The sequence below is a fragment of the Variovorax sp. LjRoot175 genome (assembly GCF_964253805.1).
In the GTDB taxonomy this organism is placed as follows: Bacteria; Pseudomonadota; Gammaproteobacteria; order Burkholderiales; family Burkholderiaceae_C; genus Variovorax.
Genome location: NZ_CAXURY020000001.1, coordinates 3899819 through 3918544, shown reverse-complemented (window position 1 = coordinate 3918544; position 18726 = coordinate 3899819). Strand labels below are relative to the sequence as shown.

Annotated in this window: 19 protein-coding genes; 5 read left to right on the top strand and 14 right to left on the bottom strand. The window is 67.4% G+C overall.

The features are described from left to right. Positions 1 to 15 precede the first annotated feature (15 nt). The 13 genes from grpE to ACSQ89_RS19365 all read right to left on the bottom strand — a co-directional run bounded on the left by grpE (position 16) and on the right by ACSQ89_RS19365 (position 11631). The gene (grpE, locus tag ACSQ89_RS19425) at positions 16 to 585 is read right to left on the bottom strand and encodes a nucleotide exchange factor GrpE (protein ID WP_093103200.1); all 570 of its coding nucleotides are present in this window, start codon (positions 583 to 585) and stop codon (positions 16 to 18) included. Between the two features lie 130 nt (positions 586 to 715). Beyond that, the gene (locus tag ACSQ89_RS19420) at positions 716 to 1066 is read right to left on the bottom strand and encodes an FKBP-type peptidyl-prolyl cis-trans isomerase (RefSeq protein WP_093103202.1); all 351 of its coding nucleotides are present in this window, start codon (positions 1064 to 1066) and stop codon (positions 716 to 718) included. A 40-nt stretch (positions 1067 to 1106) separates the two neighbouring features. Next, on the bottom strand, positions 1107 to 1466 hold the full coding sequence (locus tag ACSQ89_RS19415; RefSeq protein ID WP_093103203.1) for a winged helix-turn-helix transcriptional regulator: 360 nt from the start codon (positions 1464 to 1466) through the stop codon (positions 1107 to 1109). A 173-nt stretch (positions 1467 to 1639) separates the two neighbouring features. Continuing rightward, the gene (asd, locus tag ACSQ89_RS19410) at positions 1640 to 2491 is read right to left on the bottom strand and encodes an archaetidylserine decarboxylase (protein WP_093103205.1); all 852 of its coding nucleotides are present in this window, start codon (positions 2489 to 2491) and stop codon (positions 1640 to 1642) included. 67 nt (positions 2492 to 2558) lie between these two features. Beyond that, the gene (locus ACSQ89_RS19405) at positions 2559 to 3551 is read right to left on the bottom strand and encodes a Bug family tripartite tricarboxylate transporter substrate binding protein (RefSeq protein WP_093103206.1); all 993 of its coding nucleotides are present in this window, start codon (positions 3549 to 3551) and stop codon (positions 2559 to 2561) included. A gap of 45 nt (positions 3552 to 3596) precedes the next feature. Further along, on the bottom strand, positions 3597 to 4694 hold the full coding sequence (locus ACSQ89_RS19400; RefSeq protein ID WP_436291046.1) for a lactonase family protein: 1098 nt from the start codon (positions 4692 to 4694) through the stop codon (positions 3597 to 3599). Positions 4695 to 4722: 28 nt separating this feature from the next. Then, positions 4723 to 5487 (bottom strand): SDR family NAD(P)-dependent oxidoreductase, encoded by a 765-nt coding sequence (locus ACSQ89_RS19395; protein WP_436296345.1) that lies wholly within the window; start codon positions 5485 to 5487, stop codon positions 4723 to 4725. A gap of 13 nt (positions 5488 to 5500) precedes the next feature. Next, positions 5501 to 7075, bottom strand: a complete 1575-nt coding sequence (gene garD / locus ACSQ89_RS19390) for a galactarate dehydratase (RefSeq protein ID WP_093103211.1) — start codon at positions 7073 to 7075, stop codon at positions 5501 to 5503. Further along, positions 7072 to 8370 (bottom strand): TRAP transporter large permease, encoded by a 1299-nt coding sequence (locus tag ACSQ89_RS19385; protein WP_436291048.1) that lies wholly within the window; start codon positions 8368 to 8370, stop codon positions 7072 to 7074. Before ACSQ89_RS19385 ends, garD begins: the two co-directional genes overlap by 4 nt. After that, positions 8361 to 8900: a TRAP transporter small permease gene (locus ACSQ89_RS19380; RefSeq protein WP_436291049.1), complete on the bottom strand. Its 540-nt coding sequence runs from the start codon at positions 8898 to 8900 to the stop codon at positions 8361 to 8363. Before ACSQ89_RS19380 ends, ACSQ89_RS19385 begins: the two co-directional genes overlap by 10 nt. Then, entirely contained in the window at positions 8897 to 9865 is a 969-nt protein-coding gene (locus ACSQ89_RS19375; protein ID WP_436291050.1) for a TRAP transporter substrate-binding protein, read from the bottom strand. The genes ACSQ89_RS19380 and ACSQ89_RS19375 overlap by 4 nt, the downstream gene beginning before the upstream one ends. 42 nt (positions 9866 to 9907) lie before the next feature. Further along, positions 9908 to 10798, bottom strand: coding sequence for an SMP-30/gluconolactonase/LRE family protein (locus ACSQ89_RS19370; RefSeq protein WP_436291051.1), 891 nt, complete (start codon positions 10796 to 10798; stop codon positions 9908 to 9910). Between the two features lie 5 nt (positions 10799 to 10803). Beyond that, on the bottom strand, positions 10804 to 11631 hold the full coding sequence (locus tag ACSQ89_RS19365; RefSeq protein ID WP_093103217.1) for an NAD-dependent epimerase/dehydratase family protein: 828 nt from the start codon (positions 11629 to 11631) through the stop codon (positions 10804 to 10806). Between the two features lie 66 nt (positions 11632 to 11697). Between ACSQ89_RS19365 and ACSQ89_RS19360 the strand changes: the two genes are divergently transcribed. From ACSQ89_RS19360 to ACSQ89_RS19345, 4 genes are all read left to right on the top strand, one after another. After that, on the top strand, positions 11698 to 12522 hold the full coding sequence (locus ACSQ89_RS19360; protein ID WP_093103218.1) for a FadR/GntR family transcriptional regulator: 825 nt from the start codon (positions 11698 to 11700) through the stop codon (positions 12520 to 12522). Between the two features lie 129 nt (positions 12523 to 12651). Then, positions 12652 to 13626: a Bug family tripartite tricarboxylate transporter substrate binding protein gene (locus tag ACSQ89_RS19355; protein ID WP_436296344.1), complete on the top strand. Its 975-nt coding sequence runs from the start codon at positions 12652 to 12654 to the stop codon at positions 13624 to 13626. A 127-nt stretch (positions 13627 to 13753) separates the two neighbouring features. After that, positions 13754 to 14665 carry a 5-dehydro-4-deoxyglucarate dehydratase gene (gene kdgD / locus ACSQ89_RS19350; protein ID WP_093103221.1) on the top strand — a complete coding sequence of 304 codons (912 nt, stop codon included), beginning with the start codon at positions 13754 to 13756 and terminating at the stop codon, positions 14663 to 14665. Between the two features lie 105 nt (positions 14666 to 14770). Next, positions 14771 to 16207, top strand: a complete 1437-nt coding sequence (locus ACSQ89_RS19345; protein WP_436291053.1) for an aldehyde dehydrogenase family protein — start codon at positions 14771 to 14773, stop codon at positions 16205 to 16207. A gap of 89 nt (positions 16208 to 16296) precedes the next feature. Here ACSQ89_RS19345 and ACSQ89_RS19340 read toward each other — a convergent pair whose 3' ends face one another. After that, a complete protein-coding gene (locus tag ACSQ89_RS19340; protein WP_093103224.1) occupies positions 16297 to 17835 on the bottom strand; it encodes an ABC transporter permease/substrate-binding protein in 1539 nt (512 codons plus the stop codon). 95 nt (positions 17836 to 17930) lie between these two features. Between ACSQ89_RS19340 and ACSQ89_RS19335 the strand changes: the two genes are divergently transcribed. Further along, positions 17931 to 18719 carry an alpha/beta fold hydrolase gene (locus ACSQ89_RS19335; RefSeq protein WP_436291054.1) on the top strand — a complete coding sequence of 263 codons (789 nt, stop codon included), beginning with the start codon at positions 17931 to 17933 and terminating at the stop codon, positions 18717 to 18719. Positions 18720 to 18726 lie beyond the last annotated feature (7 nt).

The window sequence follows — 18726 nt, the reverse complement described above, 5'->3', positions numbered from 1 at the left end:
TGGGTTTCGTGTGATTCAGTTAGGGGCGCTGACGGTCACCAGCGCAGGTCGCAGCACGCGGTCGGCGATGGTGTAGCCCTTCTGCAGAACGCCCACGATGGTGTTGGGCTCCTGCCCCTCGACCGGCACGACCGAGATCGCCTGATGCTGGTGCGGATCGAACTTGCTGGCCTGGGCCGGCGCGATCTCGATCACCTTGTTGCGTTCCAGCGCGCTCTTGAGCTGGCGCAGCGTGGCTTCGGCGCCTTCGCGGACCTGCTCGGGCGTGGCGTCCTTGTGGTTCAGGCCGGCTTCGAGGCTGTCCAGCACCGGCAGCAGGCTTTCGGCGAAGGACTCGATGGCGAACTTGCGGCCCTTGCTCACCTCCTCGTCGGCGCGGCGGCGCGCGTTCTGCACGTCGGCCTGCGCGCGCAGGTACTGGTCGGCCAGTTCGGCGTTCTTGGCCCGAAGCTCGGCGATCTCGGCCGTGGCGGCTGCCAGCGCGTCGGCCTCGTTGGCGGCTTGCGCGGCTTCCAGCTCTTCGGGGCTGGGCTCGCCCTGCAGGAAGTTCTCTGGATTCGATTGGGGGTTTTGCGGGTCTGACATGCTCAAAAAGCCGGCGTCCACGCCGGAAAACAAAACAATAGCGGGCCAGATGGGGCTGGGTGCGGGGTTTTCAAGGCAAAAAAATGCGCCCATCCAGGCGCATTTCGCTCGGGGCGGCGGTGCCGCCCGTTCAGTGGGCGTCGAGCAGCTCGACGTCGAACTTCAAGGTTGCATTCGGGGGAATCACGCCGCCGGCGCCGCGTGCGCCGTAGCCGAGGGCGGGCGGGATGATCAGGGTGCGCTGGCCGCCGATCTTCATGCCGGCGACGCCTTCGTCCCAGCCCTTGATGACCTGGCCGGCGCCCAGCGAGAAGGCGAAAGGGTCGTTGCGGTCGCGGCTGGAATCGAACTTGGCGCCCTGCACGCCGTCGTTGTAGAGCCAGCCGGTGTAGTGCACATGCACGTGCTGGCCGGCCTTGGCTTCGGCGCCGTCGCCGACGGTGGTGTCTTCGTACTGCAGGCCGGAGGGAGTGATGGGCATGAGATGCTCCTTTGGGGGATGAAGGAAAAAGGCCCGCAGTTTAACGAGGCGCCGGATTCGGCCCGAGTGCGGGTGCAGCAGGCACGGCAGGCGCCGCCTTCTTGACCTGGTTCACCTGCCACTTCACGGCAAAGGCCTGGAGGTCGGACAGGCGCTTGAGCAAGTCCTGCCCGCTCAACGTGAGGCTGTAGCCCTCGCTGCCGTGGTTCACGATGCCGGCTTCGCGCAGCTCCTTGATGCGGGTGTTGAGGGTGTTGGGCGTGATGTTGCCGACGCTGTCCTGCAGCAGGCGGAAGGTCTGGGCATGGCCGTCACGCAGTGCCCAGAGCACGCGCAGTGCATAGCGGGCTTCCAGCAGCGCAAGCAATTGGTTGACGGCCGCGTTTTCCTTGCTACTCATCGAACAACATCTCCTCGGGGCGGCGGCTGCTGCACGGCGCTGTGGCGCCGCGCGTTTTTATGTTGGGTGCTGGACCACTCGGATCGGGCGGGCGACTATATCCCAGAAGGCAGCTTGCTACAAGTTTTATAGCTATGCAATGAAGCCGGCTGCGGGTTGCAGCGGCAGCGCCTTCAGGAGGTCGAATGGTTGGCCATGAATTCGCCGAGCCGGATCGCGCCCGCCGGCGCCCATGCCGGGTTGAAGACGAGCGGCGGCGGCGGGAACAGCATCACGACCGTGGATCCGAGCAGGAAGCGGCCCATCTCTTCGCCCTTCTTGAGCACGATCTGGCGGTCAGCGTAGTCCCATTCGCGCACTTCGCCGCCGCGCGGCGGGTTGACCACGCCATGCCACACGGTCGCCATGCTGCCGACGATGGTGGCGCCGACCAGCACCAGCACGAAGGGGCCGCGCGCCGACTCGAAGATGCACACCACGCGCTCGTTGCGCGCGAAGAGGCCGGGCACGCCGCGCGCCGTGGCCGGGTTGACCGAGAACAGCTCGCCCGGCACATAGACCATGCGCAGCAGGCGCCCGTCGCAGGGCATGTGGATGCGGTGGTAGTCCTTCGGGCTCAGATAGAGCGTGGCGAAACTGCCGTGCTCGAATTGCGCCGCCAGCGCCGCATCGCCGCCGACCAGCGCGGTGATGGTGTAGCTGTGGCCCTTGGCCTGGAAGATCTGGTCGCCCTCGATGGGGCCGAACTGGCTGATCGCGCCGTCGACCGGCGACACCAGGTCGGCTTGCGCGATCGGGCGCGCGCCGGGCTTCAGGGCCCGGGTGAAGAACTCGTTGAAGCTCGGGTAGCTCGCGATGTCGCTGTCCAGCGCCTCGCCCATGTCGACGCCGTACTTGGCGACGAAGCGGCGGATGATCCAGGTCGTGACCGCACCGCGCTCCTTGCCCGCGACCCAGCCGGCAAACGAAGTCAGCGCCTGTTTGGGAAAGAGGTACTGCGGCAGGACGAAGAGGCGGTCGGACAAGAAGGCGCTTCCAAAAAGGGGAAGGCGATTCTATCGAGCGCCCCGCCTGTCGCCATTGGGACGGCGGCTACTCCGCCTTGATCGCCGCCGCCTTGATCACTTGCGCCCATTTTTCGACCTCGGCCTTCTGGAAGGCGGCGATCTGCGCGGTCGTCATGTCGGCCGGTTCCATGCCGAAGCCCTTGAGCTTGTCCTGCATCTCGGGCTGGGCGAGGATCTTGCGGATCTCGGTGTGCAGGCGATCGACCACCGGCGCCGGAGTCCCGGCCGGCACGAAGATGGCCTGCCAGGAGAGCACCTCGAAGTCCTTCAGGCCCGGCAGGCCCGACTCCGCCACCGTCGGCACGTCCGGCATCGAGGCCAGCCGCTTGGCCGAGCTGACCGCGATCGCGCGCAGCTTGCCGCTCTGGATGTGCGGGCCGGCCACCACGGTGGTGTCGAACATCATGTCGACCTGGCCGCCGATCACGTCCTGGATCGCAGGGCCGCTGCCCTTGTAGGGCACGTGCGTGAACTTGACGCCCGACCTGTACGACAGCAGCTCCAGCGTCAGATGCTGCGAGGTGCCGGTGCCGGCCGAAGCGGACGAGAGCCCGCCCGACTTGGTCTTGCTGGCCTCCAGCACATCCTTCAGCGTCTTGTAGGGGCTCGCCTGGTTGACCACCAGCACCACCGGGTTGGTGCCGATCAGCGTGACCGGCGCAAAGGACTTCTGCGGGTCGTAGCCGATCTTGGGGTAGAGGCTCACGTTGATCGCGTGCGAGCTGATGGTGCCGCCCAGCATCGTGTAGCCGTCGGGCGCGGCGCGCGACGCGATCTCCGAACCCACGCTGCCGCCGGCACCGCCCTTGTTGTCGATCACGATGCTGGTGCCCAGCGCGGGCCCGAGCTTCTGGCCGATCAGGCGGCCGAGCACGTCGGTGGTGCCGCCGGCCGGGAAGGGCACGAGGTAGGTGATGGCCTTGCCGGTCGGCCATTGGCCTTGAGCGAAAGCGGGCAGGGCGGGCAGGCCCGCGGCGAGCGAGGCGATGGCGGTCTGGATGAGGGTGCGGCGTTGCATGACAGTGTCTCCTTGGCGTTCAGGTACAAAAAACTCAGCGCGAGCTCACGGCAGCTCGACGATCTCGACCCAGTTCGGGTTCTTGCCCAGCGGCAGTCGCTGGGGCGTGCCGAGGGCACCGCTCGCAGCGTCGATCGGGTGCACCGAGGCGCTGTGGGACTCCTGGCCGACGGCGATCAGGAAACGGCTGCTCGGATCGATGGCGAAGCCGCGCGGCGTCTTCTCGGTCGGTGTCTGGCCCAGCGCTTGCAGCCGGCCGGTCGAGGCGTCGACCTTGAAGCCCGACAGCGTGCTGGACGTGCGCTCCGATGCGTAGAGATAGCGGCCGTCGGGCGTGAGATGAAGATCGGCGGCCCAGGGCTTGCCGGTGAAGCCCGCGGGCAGCACGGTGGCGCTCTGCTGGAGTTGCAGCGTGCCGCGGGCGGCGTCCCAGGCATACACATGCAGGCCGGCGTCGAGCTCGTTCAGCAGGTACACGTTGCGCTGCGCCTTGTCCCAGACGAAGTGGCGCGGTCCCGACTTCGCCGCGCCGGTCGTCAGCGGCGGGTCGTTGGGCGACAAGACCCCGGTCTGGGCGTCGAAGCGCCAGCTCGAGACGTTGTCGCCGCCCAGGCTGGTCGCCAGCACGAAGCGATTGCCGGCATCGGCGTGAATCGCGTGTGCGTTGGGTGCCGTGGGAAGCAACTGCTGGATCGGGCCGACGTTGCCCGCCTTGTCGATGCTGTTGACCGTGATCTTGTGCCCCGGGTAGGAAGCCGCGAACAGCCAGCGCCCCGTGGCGTCGGTGTCGATGTTGGCCATGCTGTCGGCCAGCGGCGCCTCGCCCAGCTTCTTCAGCTTGCCGCTGGTGCCATCGATCGCGAAACTCGCGACGCGAAAGGGCTGCGAGCGAAGTGCGGCGTACAGGAAGCGCTTGTCGGGGCTCACGGCCATTGGCATCACCATGCCGCCGACGTTCACCGACTCCACAGGCTTCAGCGTGCCCTGGCCGCGGTCGAGCTCGAGAACGGAGATCTCCTGGCTGTCCGCATTGGACACGTAGACCCAGGTGGCGGCCGAAACGTTGCCGCCGATCGCGCCGAGTCCGGGCACGAGCAGCAGCGCGAGGCGGCGCAGCGCGCGAGAAGTGATGGCTGGATGCATATTTTTCTTCCTTAGGGGTTCGGCCGGTTCAAGGCATGTACTGGCCGCCGTTGACTTCGAGAATCTGGCCCGTCACGTAGCTCGAAAGCTGCTCCGAGGCGAGGTAGAGAAAGGCGCCCACGCAGTCGTCGGGCTCGCCGATGCGGGCCATCGGGATCGTGGCCTTGAAGGACTCGAGCATCTGGGGCGTCGAGAACTGGTCGTGGAAGGGCGTCTGGATCACGCCCGGCGCCACCGCGTTGACGCGGATGCGGTCGAGTGCAAGCTCCTTGGCCAGGCCGCGGGTCGCCGTGCTGACGAAGCCCTTGGCGCCGGCATACAGGTAGGCGCCGGGCCCGCCGCCGTGGCGCGCCGCGACCGACGAGACATTGATGATGCTGCCGCCGCGGCCCTGCGCGCGCATCAGCGGCACCACTTCGCGGCAGAAGGCGAGCACCGAGCGCGCGTTGATGTGCAGCACCTCGTCGAAGAGCGCGTCGTCGAAGTCGGCGATCGGCACGCGCTTGACCAGGCTGCCGGCGTTGTTGACAAGGACGTCGATGCCGCCAAGTCGTGCGACGGTTTCGCGCACCACGCGCCGGATCGCTTCGGTGTCGCGCACGTCGCCCTGCAACGCGAAGGCTTCGCCGCCGGCGGCGGTGATCGCGTCCACCACCTCCTTCGCGGGGCCGGCCGAGCGGTTGTAGTGGACGGCCACGTGCATGCCGCGCGCCGCGTAGGCCCGTGCGACGGCGGCACCGATGCCGGTGCTGGCGCCCGTGACGAGGGCGGTCTTGCCTTTCAGATCTTCCATGCGATTCTCCTTTTCAGGTGACGGGCGCCGGGTTGAACAGCACCAGCGCGTTGTGCAGCTTCCAGTGCTCGGCCCAGGTCTTCTTGCGTCCACTGGCCACGTCGAGCATCAGCCGGAACAGCTCCCAGCCCACGTCTTCGATCGTGGCTTCGCCGTCGGCGATGCGGCCGGCGTTGACGTCCATCAGGTCGTGCCAGCGGCGCGCGAGATCGCTGCGCGTGGCGACCTTGATCACCGGCACCTCGGCCAGCCCGTAGGGCGTGCCGCGGCCGGTGGTGAACACGTGCAGGTTGATGCCGGCCGCGAGCTGCAGCGTGCCGCAAATGAAGTCGCTGGCCGGCGTGGCGGCATAGAGCAGGCCCTTCTGCCGCGCCTTCTCGCCCGGCGCGACGACGCCCGAGATCGGCGAGCTGCCCGACTTCACGATCGAGCCCATCGCCTTCTCGACGATGTTGGAGAGCCCGCCCTTCTTGTTGCCGGGCGTGGTGTTGGCGCTGCGGTCGACGCGGCCCTTGTCGAGGTAGGCGTCGTACCAGGCCATCTCGCGGATCATCGCCTCGGCCACCTCGGGCGTAGTCGCGCGGGAGGTGAGCTGGTCGATGCCGTCGCGCACCTCGGTCACCTCCGAGAACATCACGGTCGCGCCGGCGCGCACCAGCAGGTCGGTGCAGAAGCCGACCGCCGGGTTGGCGGTGACGCCCGAGAAGGCATCGCTGCCGCCGCACTGCACGCCGACCACCAGCTCGCTGGCGGGCACGGTTTCGCGCCGGCGGGCGTTGAGGCGCTCGAGATGCTCCTCGGCCTGGCGCAGGATCGAATCGACCATCGACATGAAGCCGATGTGCGCCTCGTCCTGCAGGCACACCACGTCCAGCCCGGTCTCCGCGCTGGCGCCGACGTCGGCCACGTTGCGTTCGTCGATCAAGGGAATCGTGCCGGGCGGCATCAGGCGCTCGGGCTGCAGCTTCTCGCAGCCCAGGCTCACCACCATCACCTCGCCGCCGAAGTTGGGGTTGAGGCTGATGTTGCGCAGCGTGCGGATCGGAATGATCGCGTCGGGCGCATCGATCGCAACGCCGCAGCCATAGCCGTGCTCCAGCGCCACCACGTCGTCGACGTTCGGAAACTTCGGCAGCAGCTCGGCCTTGATGCGCTGCACGGCGAACTCGGTCACGCCGGCCACGCACTGCACGGTCTGGGTGATGGCCAGGATGTTTCGGGATCCGACCGAGCCGTCGGGATTGCGGTAGCCCTCGAAGGTGTAGCCCTCGAGCGGCGCCTGCGGCGGCGGCTTGACGGTGGCGATCGGCAGGCCTTCGAGCTCCCGTGCGGCGGGCATCTTCAAGAGCCGCTCGTGCACCCAGCTGCCGGCGGCGATGGGCTTCAGCGCATAGCCGATCACGACGTCGTAGCGCCGCACCTCGCCGCCTTCGGGAATGTCGACCAGCGCCACCTTGTGCGCCTGCGGCACCTTCTCGACCAGCGCCAGGCCCGAGGGGAACACGGTGCCGGCAGGCAGCCCGCCGTCGTTGGCCACGATCGCGACGTTGTCGCGCTCGTGCATGGTGATGTAGAGAGGTTCGCTCATTTGGGTGCGGAGAAGAGCTCGGGCAGCCACAGGGAGAAGGCCGGCACGTAGGTCACGAGCATCAGGCACACCAGCAGCGCCCCGTAGAAGGGCCAGATCGATCGCATCACCTGCCCGACCGACACCCCTCCGATGGCGCAGCCGATGAACTGCGTGGTGCCGACCGGCGGCGTGTTCAGGCCGAGCGCGCAGTTGATCAGCATGACGATGCCGAACTGCACCGGGCTCATGCCGAACTGCATCGCGATCGGCAGGAAGATCGGCGTGCAGATCAGGATCGTGGCGGCCATGTCGAGGAAGGTGCCCAGCACGAACAGCAGCACGTTGATCATCAGGAAGATGACCCACGGGCTGCTCGAGACCGAGGTCATCAGTTCGCCGGTTTTCTGCGGCACCTCGTACAGCGCCATGAAGTAGCCGAAGGCCGAGGAGATGCCGATCAGCAGCAGCACCACGCCGGTGGTCTTGCAGGCCTTGGCGCAGGCCTTCAGAAAATCCTGCCAGCTGAGCGACCGGTACACCAGCACCGTGACGCCCAGCGCCCACAGCACGGCGGTGGCTGCCGACTCGGTGGCGGTGAACACCCCCGACAGGATGCCGACGAGGATGATCGCGACGATCAGGAGCCCGGGCAGCGCGCCGATGAAGGCCGCCAGCACCTCGCCCCAGCCGGGGAAAGCGCCGCGGATCGGGTAGCCGCGCTTGATCGCCACGTAATACGCCGCCCCCAGATTGCACAGCGTCAGGATCAGCGCTGGAATCATCCCCGCCAGGATCAGGCTCAGCACGCTGACCGAGGCGATGCCGGTGGTGGCCAGTGTGAAGATGATGAGGTTGTGCGAGGTCGGCATCAGCGCGCCGACCAGCGCCGCGTGCGTGGTGACGTTGACCGCGTAGTCCGCGTCGTAGCCCTCGCGCTTCATCAGCGGGATCATCACCGAGCCCATGGCCGACACGTCGGCCACCGGCGAGCCCGCCACGCCGCCGAACAGCGTGCAGCCGATCACGTTGCTCATGCCGAGCCCGCCGCGCACATGGCCAATCAGGCTGTTGGCAAAGCGCACGATGCGTTGCGCGATGCCGCCGTAGAGCATCAGCTCGCCGGCGAACACGAAGAAGGGGATGGCCAGGAACGAGAAGATCTGCATCCCGCCGACCATCTTCTGGAACACCACCGCCACCGGCAGACCGGCGTAGAGCACGGTGGCGACCGAGGCGAGGCCGATCGAGAACGCGACCGGCACGCCGAGGACCAGCAGCGCGAGAAAACTAAGAGAGAGAACAATCAATTCCACGCCGGCACCACTTCCTCGTCACGCAGCAGTGCCACGATGTGTTCAACCGAAAACAGAACGATCAACATGCCCGCGATCACGAGCGCCAGGTAGTCCATGCCCACCGGAATGCCCAGCATGGGCTTGATGTCGCTCCACTTGAGCCGGGTCCAGAGCCAGCCGCTGGAAACCATGATGGCGCCGAACAGCGCCACCAGCGCGTGGATCAGGATCTCGATCTTGAGGCGCAGCGACTCCGGCAACAGGGCGACCAGCGAATCCAGGCCGATGTGGCCGGCATCGCGCACGCCGACCGCCACGCCCAGCGCGGTGACGTACAGCACCAGCTGCAGCGCGAGGCCCTCGGCCCAGACCGGCGTGTCGTTGAAGAGGTAGCGCCCGACCACCTGGTACTGCACGCACACGATGATGGCGATCAGCAGCACCACCGCCAGCATCAGGCTGGCCTTGGACAGCAGCGCGCACACGCGCGAGTACGCATGGCGCGAGGGCGGGCGCGAGGTTTCGGGTTCGGCCGGCCCGTCGATCACTTGTTGTCCTGGATCGCCTTGACCAGGCGCTGCAGGTCCGGCGTGGAGATGAACTTGGCGTACACCGGTGCCATGGCGGCGCGGAACGAGGCCTTGTCGACGTCGGACACGATGGTGGCGCCGCCCTTGGTGACCACCTCGAGCGACTTGGCCTCCTGCTCGTCCCACTTCTTGCGCTGGAACGCGACCGATTCCTTGGCCGCGGCGCGGAACATGTCCTGCTCGGCCTTGGGCAGCTTGTCATAGACGGCTTTGGACATCACCAGCATCTCGGGCGCCATCGAATGCTCGGTGCGCGAATAGAACTTGACGGCCTCGTAGTGCTTGAAGCCGTCATAGGACGGGATGTTGTTCTCCGCGGCGTCGATCAGCCCGGTCTTGAGGCCGGTGTAGACCTCGCCGATCGGCACCGGCGTGGCATTGGCGCCCATGGCGTTGATCAGCGACACCCACAGGTCGGATTGCTGCACGCGGATCTTCATGCCCTTGGTGTCGGACAGCGACTTCACCGGCTTCTTGGCGTAGATCGAGCGCGCGCCGCTGTCGTAGAAGGCCAGGCCGACCAGGCCCTCGGGCTCGCAGCTCTTCAGGATCTCCTCGCCGGCCGGGCCGTCGAGCGACTTGCGCATGTGGGCGATCGAGTCGAACAGGAAGGGCATCGTCGGCACCAGCGTCTTGGCGCACAGCGAGTTCAGCGGGCTGATGTTGACGCGGGTCATCTCCAGCGCGCCGATCTTCACCTGGTCGATGGTTTCCTTCTCGGTCCCCAGCGCGCCCTTGTTGAAGACCTTGATCTTGTATTTGCCGTTGCTGCGCTTGTCGAGCAGCTCGCTCATGTACTTGACCGCGGCCACGGTCGGGTAGTCGTCGCTGTTGTGCACATCGGCCGAACGGAATTCGACGGCGTGCGCGGCCACGCCCAAGGCGGCGGCCGCCAGGGCGATCAGGGTGCGGGTGTATGTCATTTGTCTTCCTCTTTGGTGGTGGTTTGTGGAAATTGAACGTTGTCAGGTGCCGAACGCGGGCTCCGCGATGCCTTGGGTGCCGGGGCGCAGCGCGAACAGGCCGCCGGCGAGCGGCTGCTCGGAGAGATCGCCGCCCGGGCGGATCGAGGTCACGAACAGCGTGTCGAGCTTCGGGCCGCCGAAGGCGCACATCGCGGGCTTCTTCACCGGCACTTCGAGCGAGCGGTCGAGCCTGCCTGCGGGCGTGAAGCGGTGCACCAGGCCGGCGTCGTTGCCGCAGATCCAGTAGCAGCCGTCGGCGTCGACCGCGGCGCCGTCGGGCCGGCCGGGCAGCGGCTTCATATCGATGAAGACGCGGCGGTTCGTGGGCGTGCCGCTGGCCGTGTCGTAGTCGAAGGCCCAGATGGTCTGCACGCTCGGGTGCGAATCGGAGAGGTACATCGTGCGGCCGTCGGGGCTGAAGGCCAGGCCGTTGGGCACGATCAGGTCGTCGAGTTGCACGGTGGGTGCTTCGGCGCCTTTGTCATAGCGATAGAGGTGCCCGACGCGCGAGCCGGCTGCCATGTCCATCAGCATGGTGCCGGCCCAGAAGCGGCCCTGGCGGTCGCAGCGGCCGTCGTTGAAGCGCATGCCGGGCAGGGCGTGCTCCACCTGGGCGAGCCGCGTCGCGGCGAGCGTGCCGTCGTCCTGCGCTGCAATCGAGAACAGGCCGCTTTCCATGCCCGCGATCCAGGCGCCCGGCACATCGGCGCGCGACGCGATGCAGGCCAGCATCTCCTCACCGATCCACTTCACATGACCGGCCGCCGACCAGCGGTGCAGCGCCCGACCCGGGATGTCGACCCAATAGAGCGCTTCGTCAGCCGCCGACCACACAGGGCTCTCGCCCGTGCCGCAGCGAGCATCGACCACGAGCTCGGCTTTGCTGGACATGGCCTTCAATCGCCGAAGGGGCCCTGGGCGGTAAAGGCGCCGCCCTGGTAGATGGCGTTCGGGTCGGTCGGTGCCACGGGCGGCTGCGCCTCGATCTTGGCGCGGAAGACTTCCGAGCTGTCCTGCGGCTGGAAGCCCAGGTGCGCGGCCGCGCTGTTGTCCCACCAGACATCGCGGTTGGCCGACACGCCGTAGACCAAGGTATGGCCCACGGAGGGCGTGAAGAGTGACCTCTCGACCAGCGTCGTCAGGTCGCGGTAGCTGAGCCAGGTGCTCATCATGCGGCGGTTGGCCGGCTCGGGGAAGGAGGAGCCGATGCGGATGCTCACGGTCTCGATGCCCCAACGGTCGAAGTAGAACTGCGCCACGTCTTCGCCGAAGGATTTGGACAGGCCGTAGTAGCCGTCGGGCCGGCGCGCGGCGTGGGCGTCGATCGTTTCGCTCTGCTTGTAGAAGCCGATCACATGGTTCGAACTCGCGAACACCACGCGCTTCACGCCATGCCGGCGCGCGCCTTCATAGAGATGGAAGATGCCCTTGATGTTGGCTTCGAGGATTTCCTCGAAAGGGCGTTCGACCGAGACGCCGCCCAGGTGCACGATCGCGTCGCAGCCGGCGATCAGCGCATCGACCGCGGCCTTGTCGGCCAGATCGCAGGGCACGACTTCCTCGTGCTTGCCCTCGGCCGGCGCGAGCGCCGCGATGTCGGAGACGCGCAGCACATCCGCATAAGGACGCAGCCGTTCGCGCAGCACCTTGCCCAGACCGCCGGCGGCGCCCGTCAGAAGCAGCCGGGCCACGCGGGGCGGATTGGCTTTGGAAATCTCGCTCATCTCTTGTTTGTCTCTGGTGGTAAGTTATCGGTTGTCGTACAACGAGATGACGATTATCATCACCGCATGACGAACCTGTCAACGGGGTCAATCGCTAGCGCCGAAGCCGCCACCTTCACCGGCAGCCCGCGCCGCCGCGGGCGCGGTTTGGCCCATGGCCTGGTCGACGATCTGGGCGAGAAGATCCGCAGCCAGCAGCTCAAGCCGGGCGACAAACTGCCGACCGAGTCGGCCATCATGCAGGCCTACGGCGTGAGCCGCACGGTGGTGCGCGAGGCGCTCTCGAAGCTGCAGGCGGGCGGGCTGGTGGAGACGCACCACGGCATCGGCACCTTCGTGCTGCAGCCCAAGGCCGCGGGCATGTTCCGGCTCGATGCCTCGGACATCGCGACCTCGGTCGACGTGCTCGCGGTGCTCGAGCTGCGCATCAGCCTGGAGACCGAATCCGCCGGCCTGGCCGCGACGCGCCGCACCGACGAGCAGCTGGCCGCGATGCGCGAGGCGCTCGACGATTTCGAGCGCAACGTGGCGGTGGCGGGGGACACGGTGGCGCCCGACTTCCGTTTCCATCTGCAGATCGCGCAGGCCACCGGCAACCCGTACTTCGCGGACATCATGAGCCACCTGGGCACCACGATCATTCCACGCACGCGCATCACCGCCATCCGCAACCACGACCGCCGCGGCGAATACCTGAGCCGCGTGAACCGCGAGCATGAAGAGATCTACGCCGCCATCGCGCGGCGCGACCCGGAGTCGGCGCGCGCGGCCATGCGCATCCACCTGACCAACAGCCGCGAGCGGCTGCGGATCGCGCAGGCAGCGGCCAAGAGCGCCGCTGCCGAAGCCGCGCCGCCTGGCGATCCGGCCGATAGCACGCCGCCGGCCTGAGCGGCCGGCGCGCAGGACTGGACAGAGTGCCCAACTAGTTGTACGATGACTGATGACGAAGCCCGAAGCGGCATGCATGTGTGTGCCTGCGCGGCAGTCGCCCATTCCCATCCTCAGGAGACACAAGACATGACCATGAATCGACGCGATCTCGTGCTCGGCGCACTCGGCACCGGGCTGCTGGCCGCAAGCGGCGCACAGGCTGCCGACGTCTGGCCCGCCAAACCCATCCGCATCGTGGTGCCGTATCCGCCCGGCGGGTCGTCCGACATCATCGCGCGCTCGATCAGCCAGCCGCTGTCGGAAGCGCTCAAGCAATCGGTCATCGTGGAGAACCGCGCCGGTGCCAACGGCAACCTCGGCGCCGACCTGGTGTCCAAGGCGTCGCCCGACGGCTACACGCTGCTCTTGTGCGACGTCGGCGCGCTCGCGATCAGCCCGTCGGTCTACACCAAGCTGCCGTTCGACCCGTCGAAGGACCTGCGCGGCGTGACCATGCTGGCCTATTCGCCGCACCTGCTGGTTGTGCATCCGTCGGTGCCGGTGAGCAACCTCAAGGAACTGGTCGCGCTGTCGAAGAAGTCCGACCTGAACTTCGCCGTCACCGCCACCGGCAGCGCGCCGCACCTCGCCGGCGTGGCGCTCGAACGCGCCAGCGGCGCGCGCTGGCGGTACGTGCCCTACAAGGGCGGCGTGCAGGCCATCCAGGACACGGTGGGCGGCCAGACCCAGGTGCTGATGAACGGCATGCTCGCGACGCTGCCGCATGTGCAGAGCGGCAAGCTCAAGATCCTCGGCGTCTCCAAGTCCACGCGCATGCCGCTGATCGGCGATGTGCCGACCATTGCCGAGCAGGGCGTGCCCGGCTTCGACTCCGGTACCTGGCAAGGCATGCTGGCGCCGCGCGGCACGCCCGAGGCGGTGATCCAGCGCCTCAACAAGGAACTGGTTTCGATCATCCGTTCGCCCGACATCCGCTCGCGCCTGGCCGGGCAGGGTGCCGAGGTTGTGACCATGGCGCCGACCGAGCAGGAGCAGTTCTTCAACAAGGAACGCGCGCGCTGGGCCAAGGTCGTCGATGCGGCCCAGATCAAGCTGGACTAGAGCAACTCTCCCGGCCGTTCGGGCTGAGCTTGTCGAAGCCTGTCCTGAGCAAGGACGAGGGGCCCTTCGACAAGCTCAGGGCGAACGGAGCTGAGGACTCATCTTTTTCTTTCTTCACTTCAATCGCATGAATCCGCAAGAACTCAAATCCATCATGGGCTCCGGCCTGCTGTCCTTCCCGTTGACCGACTTCGACGCCGAAGGCAACTTCCACAAGAAGGGCTACATCGAGCGCCTCGAATGGCTGGCGCCCTACGGCGCGAGCGCGCTGTTCGCGGCCGGCGGCACCGGCGAGTTCTTCTCGCTGACCGCCGACGAATATCCCCAGATCATCCGCACCGCGGTCGACACCTGCCGCGGCAAGGTGCCGATCATCGCGGGCGCCGGCGGCCCCACGCGCTTCGCGATCCAGTGCGCGCAGGCGGCCGAGAAGGCCGGCGCCCACGGCATCCTGCTCTTGCCGCACTACCTGACCGAAGCCGGCCAGGAAGGGCTGGCCGCGCACGTGGAAGCCGTGTGCAAGAGCGTGAAGTTCGGCGTCATCGTCTACAACCGCGGCCAGAGCAAGCTCTACCCGGCCACGCTCGAGAAGCTGGCCGCGCGCTGCCCCAATCTCGTGGGCTTCAAGGACGGCATCGGCGACATCGAGCTCATGAGCTCGATCCACCTGCGCATGGGCGACCGCTTCGCCTACCTCGGTGGCCTGCCGACGGCCGAGGTCTATGCGGCGGCCTACAAGGCGCTGGGCACACCGGTGTATTCCTCGGCGGTGTTCAATTTCATCCCGAAGACCGCGATGGACTTCTACAAGGCGGTGGCCGACGACGACATGGCCACGCAGCACCGCCTGCTCAAGGAGTTCTTCATGCCCTACCTGGAGATCCGCAACAAGGGCCACGGCTACGCGGTGAGCATCGTGAAGGCCGGCGCCAGGATCGTGGGACACGACGCCGGCCCGGTGCGCACGCCGCTCACCGAGCTCAAGCTCGAGGAGTACGACGCGCTGGCGGCGCTGATCGACAAGCTCGGCCCGCAATAGGCCGTTTCCGAGTGCGCCCGTTGCAGGGAGCGTAGAGTTCCCCACTGCGCGGGGCCGCTCTTGCGGCCCTTCCTTTTTTCCCCGACCGACCTCCAAGGAACTGCCATGCAGAACTTCGACAACCTGATCAACGGCGAATGGCGCGCCGGCGCCAGCTACAGCCCGAATACCAATCCGAGCAACCTGGGCGACGTGCTCGGGCAATATGCCCAGGGCGATGCCGCCCAGGTGGATGCGGCCGTCGCGGCAGCCACCGCGGCCTTCCCGGCCTGGTCCACTGGCAGCATCCAGGCGCGCAGCGATGCGCTCGACAAGATCGGCAACGAGATCCTGGCGCGCAAGGAAGAACTCGGCACCCTGCTCGCGCGCGAGGAGGGCAAGACCAAGCCCGAAGGCATCGGCGAAGCCACGCGCGCCGGCCACATCTTCAAGTTCTTCGCCGGCGAATGCCTGCGCCTCTCGGGCGAAGTCATTCCGTCGGTGCGCCCCGGCATCGGCGTGGAGATCACGCGCGAGCCCGTCGGCGTGGTCGGCCTCATCACGCCGTGGAACTTCCCGATTGCAATCCCTGCCTGGAAGATCGCGCCGGCGCTGGCTTTCGGCAATTGCGTGGTGCTCAAGCCCGCCGACCTGGTGCCGGGCTGCGCCTGGGCGCTGGCCGAGATCATCAGCCGCTCGGGCATTCCGCCCGGCGTGTTCAACCTCGTGATGGGCCGCGGCAGCGTGATCGGCAACGCCCTGGTCGACCATCCCGGCATCCATGCCATCAGCTTCACCGGCTCGGTGGGCGTCGGCCGCAACATCGCGGTGCAGTGCGCGACGAAGCACAAGAAGGTGCAGCTCGAGATGGGCGGCAAGAACCCGCAGGTCGTCCTGGACGACGCCAACCTCGACCAGGCCGTCGAGCTCAGCGTGCAGAGTGCCTTCTATTCAACCGGCCAGCGCTGCACCGCGTCGAGCCGGCTGATCGTGACCGAGGGCATCTATCCGAAGTTCATCGAGGCGATGAAGGCGCGGATGGCGAAGATCAAGGTCGGCGACGCGCTGGCGCAGGGCACCGATATCGGCCCGGTCTCCAGCGAGAGCCAGCTGCAGCAGGACCTGAACTACATCGAGATCGGCCAGGGCGAGGGCGCCACGCTGGCCGCGGGCGGCGAGCGCCTGAAGCTGGACACCGAGGGCTACTACATGTCGCCGGCGCTCTTCAGCGAATCGGTGGCGTCGATGCGCATCAACAAGGAAGAGATCTTCGGGCCGGTGGCGAGCGTGATCCGGGTGAAGAACTACGAGGAGGCGCTGGCCACCGCCAACGACACCGAGTTCGGCCTGTCGGCGGGCATCGCGACGACGAGCCTGAAGTACGCGACGCACTTCAAGCGCCACAGCCAGGCGGGCATGGTGATGGTCAACCTGCCGACCGCGGGGGTGGACTATCACGTGCCCTTCGGCGGGCGCAAGGGGTCGAGCTATGGGCCGCGGGAGCAGGGGCGCTATGCGCAGGAGTTCTTTACCGTGGTGAAGACGGCTTACACGCTGGCTTGAGCGTCTTGTCTTGCTCCCTCTCCCTCCGGGAGAGGGTTGGGGTTGGGGTTGGAGGCGCCGGAGCCGGGAGTTCGCCCCGGCTCCAGGCCTCAAGATGAAGCGCGTCGTTGCCCCCTTCGCAGCCAGTATTCGATCAGCTCGAACACCCCTTCGCTCAACAGCGCCAGCACCGCCGCCGGCACCGCGCCCGCAACCAGCAACTCGCGGTCGTTGAGCGCAAGGCCGGTCACGATGCGTTCTCCAAAGCCTCCGGCTCCGATGAAGGCCGCGATGGTCGCCGTCCCGATCGCGATCGTCGTTGCCGTCCGTACACCGGCCAAGAGCGTCGGCAGCGACAGTGGCAACAGCACCAGCCGCAGGCTCTGCCTGCCGGTCATCCCGAGCGCCGTGCCAGCCTGTCGCAGGCCCACAGGCACCTCGGCCAGCCCGGTCACCGTGTTGCGCATGATCGGCAGCAGCGAATAAAGCGTGAGCGCGATCAGCGCCGGCAGGGTGCCGATCGCGCCGATCAGCGAGATCAGCACCGCCAGCATCGCGAGCGATGGCACGGTCTGCAGCAAGCCCGTGAGGCCGAGCACCACGGCGCGCAAGCGCAGGTGCGGAAACACGAGGATGCCCAAGGGCACCGCGATCAGGATCGCGAGCCCGACCGAGACCGCCACCAGCAGCAGATGCTGCCGTGCCAGCCGACCGAGGTCGGGGCCGAAGAGCTTGGCGGCAAAGCCCCGCGCGGCGCTCTCGGCGCCCGCCGGCCCGCTGTGCTTGCCCTGCGCCAGGAAGTCGCGCGCGATCACGTCGAAAGCCACGCCCTGCAGTTCGGCGCGCGCGTTCATCGCGATCATCGCGCGCTCGTCGATGCGGCCTTCGAGCTTCTGCAGCGCGGCCCAGGCCTGCGGAAAGCGCGTGGGCACGTCCAGGCGATACAGCAGCACCGCGTCGTAGCGCGGGAAATAGCGCCGGTCGTCTTCCAGCACGCGCAGGCCGAGGTGGTCGATCTTGGCGTCGGTGGTGTAGATGTCGATCACGTCGATCTGTTTGGCTGCGATCGCGTCGTAGGCCAGGCCGTGGTCCAGGCCGGTCGGCTTCTGGCCGAAGCCGTAGCGCGCGGCCAGGCCCTGCCAGCCATCGGCACGGCCGATGAATTCGTTCGAGAGCCCGAGCCGCAGTTCAGGGTGGCGTGCCAGGTCGCTCAGGCTGCGCACGCCGAGCCGGTCCGCATCGGCCGCGCGCATCGCGAGCGCATAGCCGTCGTTGAAGCCCAGCGGGATGGCGGCGCCGAGCCCGAGCGGCGCGAGCGCGGCGTTCATGGCCTCGCGCGTCATCGGCTGCGGGTTCTTGAGGATCTCCAGACCGATGGTGCCGGTGTATTCGGTGTAGAGATCGATGCCGCCCGAGCGCAGGGCTTCGTAGACGATGGCCGTGTTGCCCAGGCCCTGCCGCACCACGGGCGGGCTCGCCGTATGAGGCGATGCGGTCTGCGCCAGCACTTCCGCCAGGATGTACGACTCGGTGAAGCGCTTGGAGCCGACGCGCAGGCTTCCCTCCTGCGCGTGCGAGGACGAGGCCGCGCAGAGCAGCAGGCCCAGGCAGGACAAGGCGGTCAGCCACGCACGGCGCGAGGGATGCATCGAGCGCAGTGTATCGGCGTGACAGGCCGGTTTCCTACAGCAGCTGGTGTGCGGGGCTGATGCTGCGCCGCACCAGATGAACGCAAGCTGAATCGGTGCTGATCAATTGCGTCCGACGCGGTCAAGGAAAGCCCCTGCTGCTCGTTCATGGGCTTGGCAGCAGCTGGCGCTCGTGGCAAACCATCATGGAGCCGCTGGCTGCCAAGCGCGCGGTGGTCGCGATCGACCTGCCCGGTTTCGGCAAGAGCCCGCCGCTGGCAGGAGAAGTCTCCTTGCAGACCCTGGCCAATGCCATCACGGAGTTTCTGCGCGAGCACGACCTGATCGGCACCGACGCCGTCGGCAGTTCGATGGGCGCGCGCCTGGTGCTCGAACTGGCGCGCCGCGGCGGTGTGCTGGGTTGCGTCATCTCGCTCAACCCCGGCGGATTCTGGGCGGGCTGGGAGCGCCAGGTCTTCCACGCTTCGATCTGGCTCTCGGTGCGGCTGGTGCGTGCGCTGCAGTTCGCGATGCCCACGATCACCGCGCACGAATGGTCGCGCAGGCTTCTTCTCACGCAGTTTTCGGCGCAGTCGGCCATGCTGGCGCCGTCGCTTGTGCTCGAGGAAATGCGCAGCTGTGCTGCTGCGCGGTCCTTCGACCTGGTGTTGCGCGATCTCGTGCACGGTGCGCCGCCGCAAGGCGCGACCATCGGCAGCATGCGCAAGCCGCTTGTGATCGGCTGGGGCCGCATGGACCGCGTCTGTTTTCCGCAGCAAGCCGCGCGGGCGCAGCGGCTTTTTCCCGACGCGCGCCTGCACTGGTTCGAGCGCTGCGGCCACTTTCCGCATTGGGACGCGCCGGAGGAAACCGCGCGCCTGATCCTCGAGACCACGGCCGACTGAATTTTTG

Excerpts from the sequence above, each read along its gene's own strand:
- ACSQ89_RS19365 (WP_093103217.1), bottom strand. The coding sequence starts at position 11,631 with ATGAGCGAGATTTCCAAAGCCAATCCGCCCCGCGTGGCCCGGCTGCTT.
- ACSQ89_RS19375 (WP_436291050.1), bottom strand. The coding sequence starts at position 9,865 with ATGACATACACCCGCACCCTGATCGCCCTGGCGGCCGCCGCCTTGGGC.
- ACSQ89_RS19360 (WP_093103218.1), top strand. The coding sequence starts at position 11,698 with ATGACGAACCTGTCAACGGGGTCAATCGCTAGCGCCGAAGCCGCCACC.
- ACSQ89_RS19400 (WP_436291046.1), bottom strand. The coding sequence starts at position 4,694 with ATGCATCCAGCCATCACTTCTCGCGCGCTGCGCCGCCTCGCGCTGCTG.
- ACSQ89_RS19345 (WP_436291053.1), top strand. The coding sequence starts at position 14,771 with ATGCAGAACTTCGACAACCTGATCAACGGCGAATGGCGCGCCGGCGCC.
- ACSQ89_RS19395 (WP_436296345.1), bottom strand. The coding sequence starts at position 5,487 with ATGGAAGATCTGAAAGGCAAGACCGCCCTCGTCACGGGCGCCAGCACC.
- ACSQ89_RS19405 (WP_093103206.1), bottom strand. The coding sequence starts at position 3,551 with ATGCAACGCCGCACCCTCATCCAGACCGCCATCGCCTCGCTCGCCGCG.
- grpE (WP_093103200.1), bottom strand. The coding sequence starts at position 585 with ATGTCAGACCCGCAAAACCCCCAATCGAATCCAGAGAACTTCCTGCAG.
- ACSQ89_RS19415 (WP_093103203.1), bottom strand. The coding sequence starts at position 1,466 with ATGAGTAGCAAGGAAAACGCGGCCGTCAACCAATTGCTTGCGCTGCTG.
- ACSQ89_RS19420 (WP_093103202.1), bottom strand. The coding sequence starts at position 1,066 with ATGCCCATCACTCCCTCCGGCCTGCAGTACGAAGACACCACCGTCGGC.
- ACSQ89_RS19340 (WP_093103224.1), bottom strand. The coding sequence starts at position 17,835 with ATGCATCCCTCGCGCCGTGCGTGGCTGACCGCCTTGTCCTGCCTGGGC.
- ACSQ89_RS19370 (WP_436291051.1), bottom strand. The coding sequence starts at position 10,798 with ATGTCCAGCAAAGCCGAGCTCGTGGTCGATGCTCGCTGCGGCACGGGC.
- ACSQ89_RS19355 (WP_436296344.1), top strand. The coding sequence starts at position 12,652 with ATGACCATGAATCGACGCGATCTCGTGCTCGGCGCACTCGGCACCGGG.
- kdgD (WP_093103221.1), top strand. The coding sequence starts at position 13,754 with ATGAATCCGCAAGAACTCAAATCCATCATGGGCTCCGGCCTGCTGTCC.
- garD (WP_093103211.1), bottom strand. The coding sequence starts at position 7,075 with ATGAGCGAACCTCTCTACATCACCATGCACGAGCGCGACAACGTCGCG.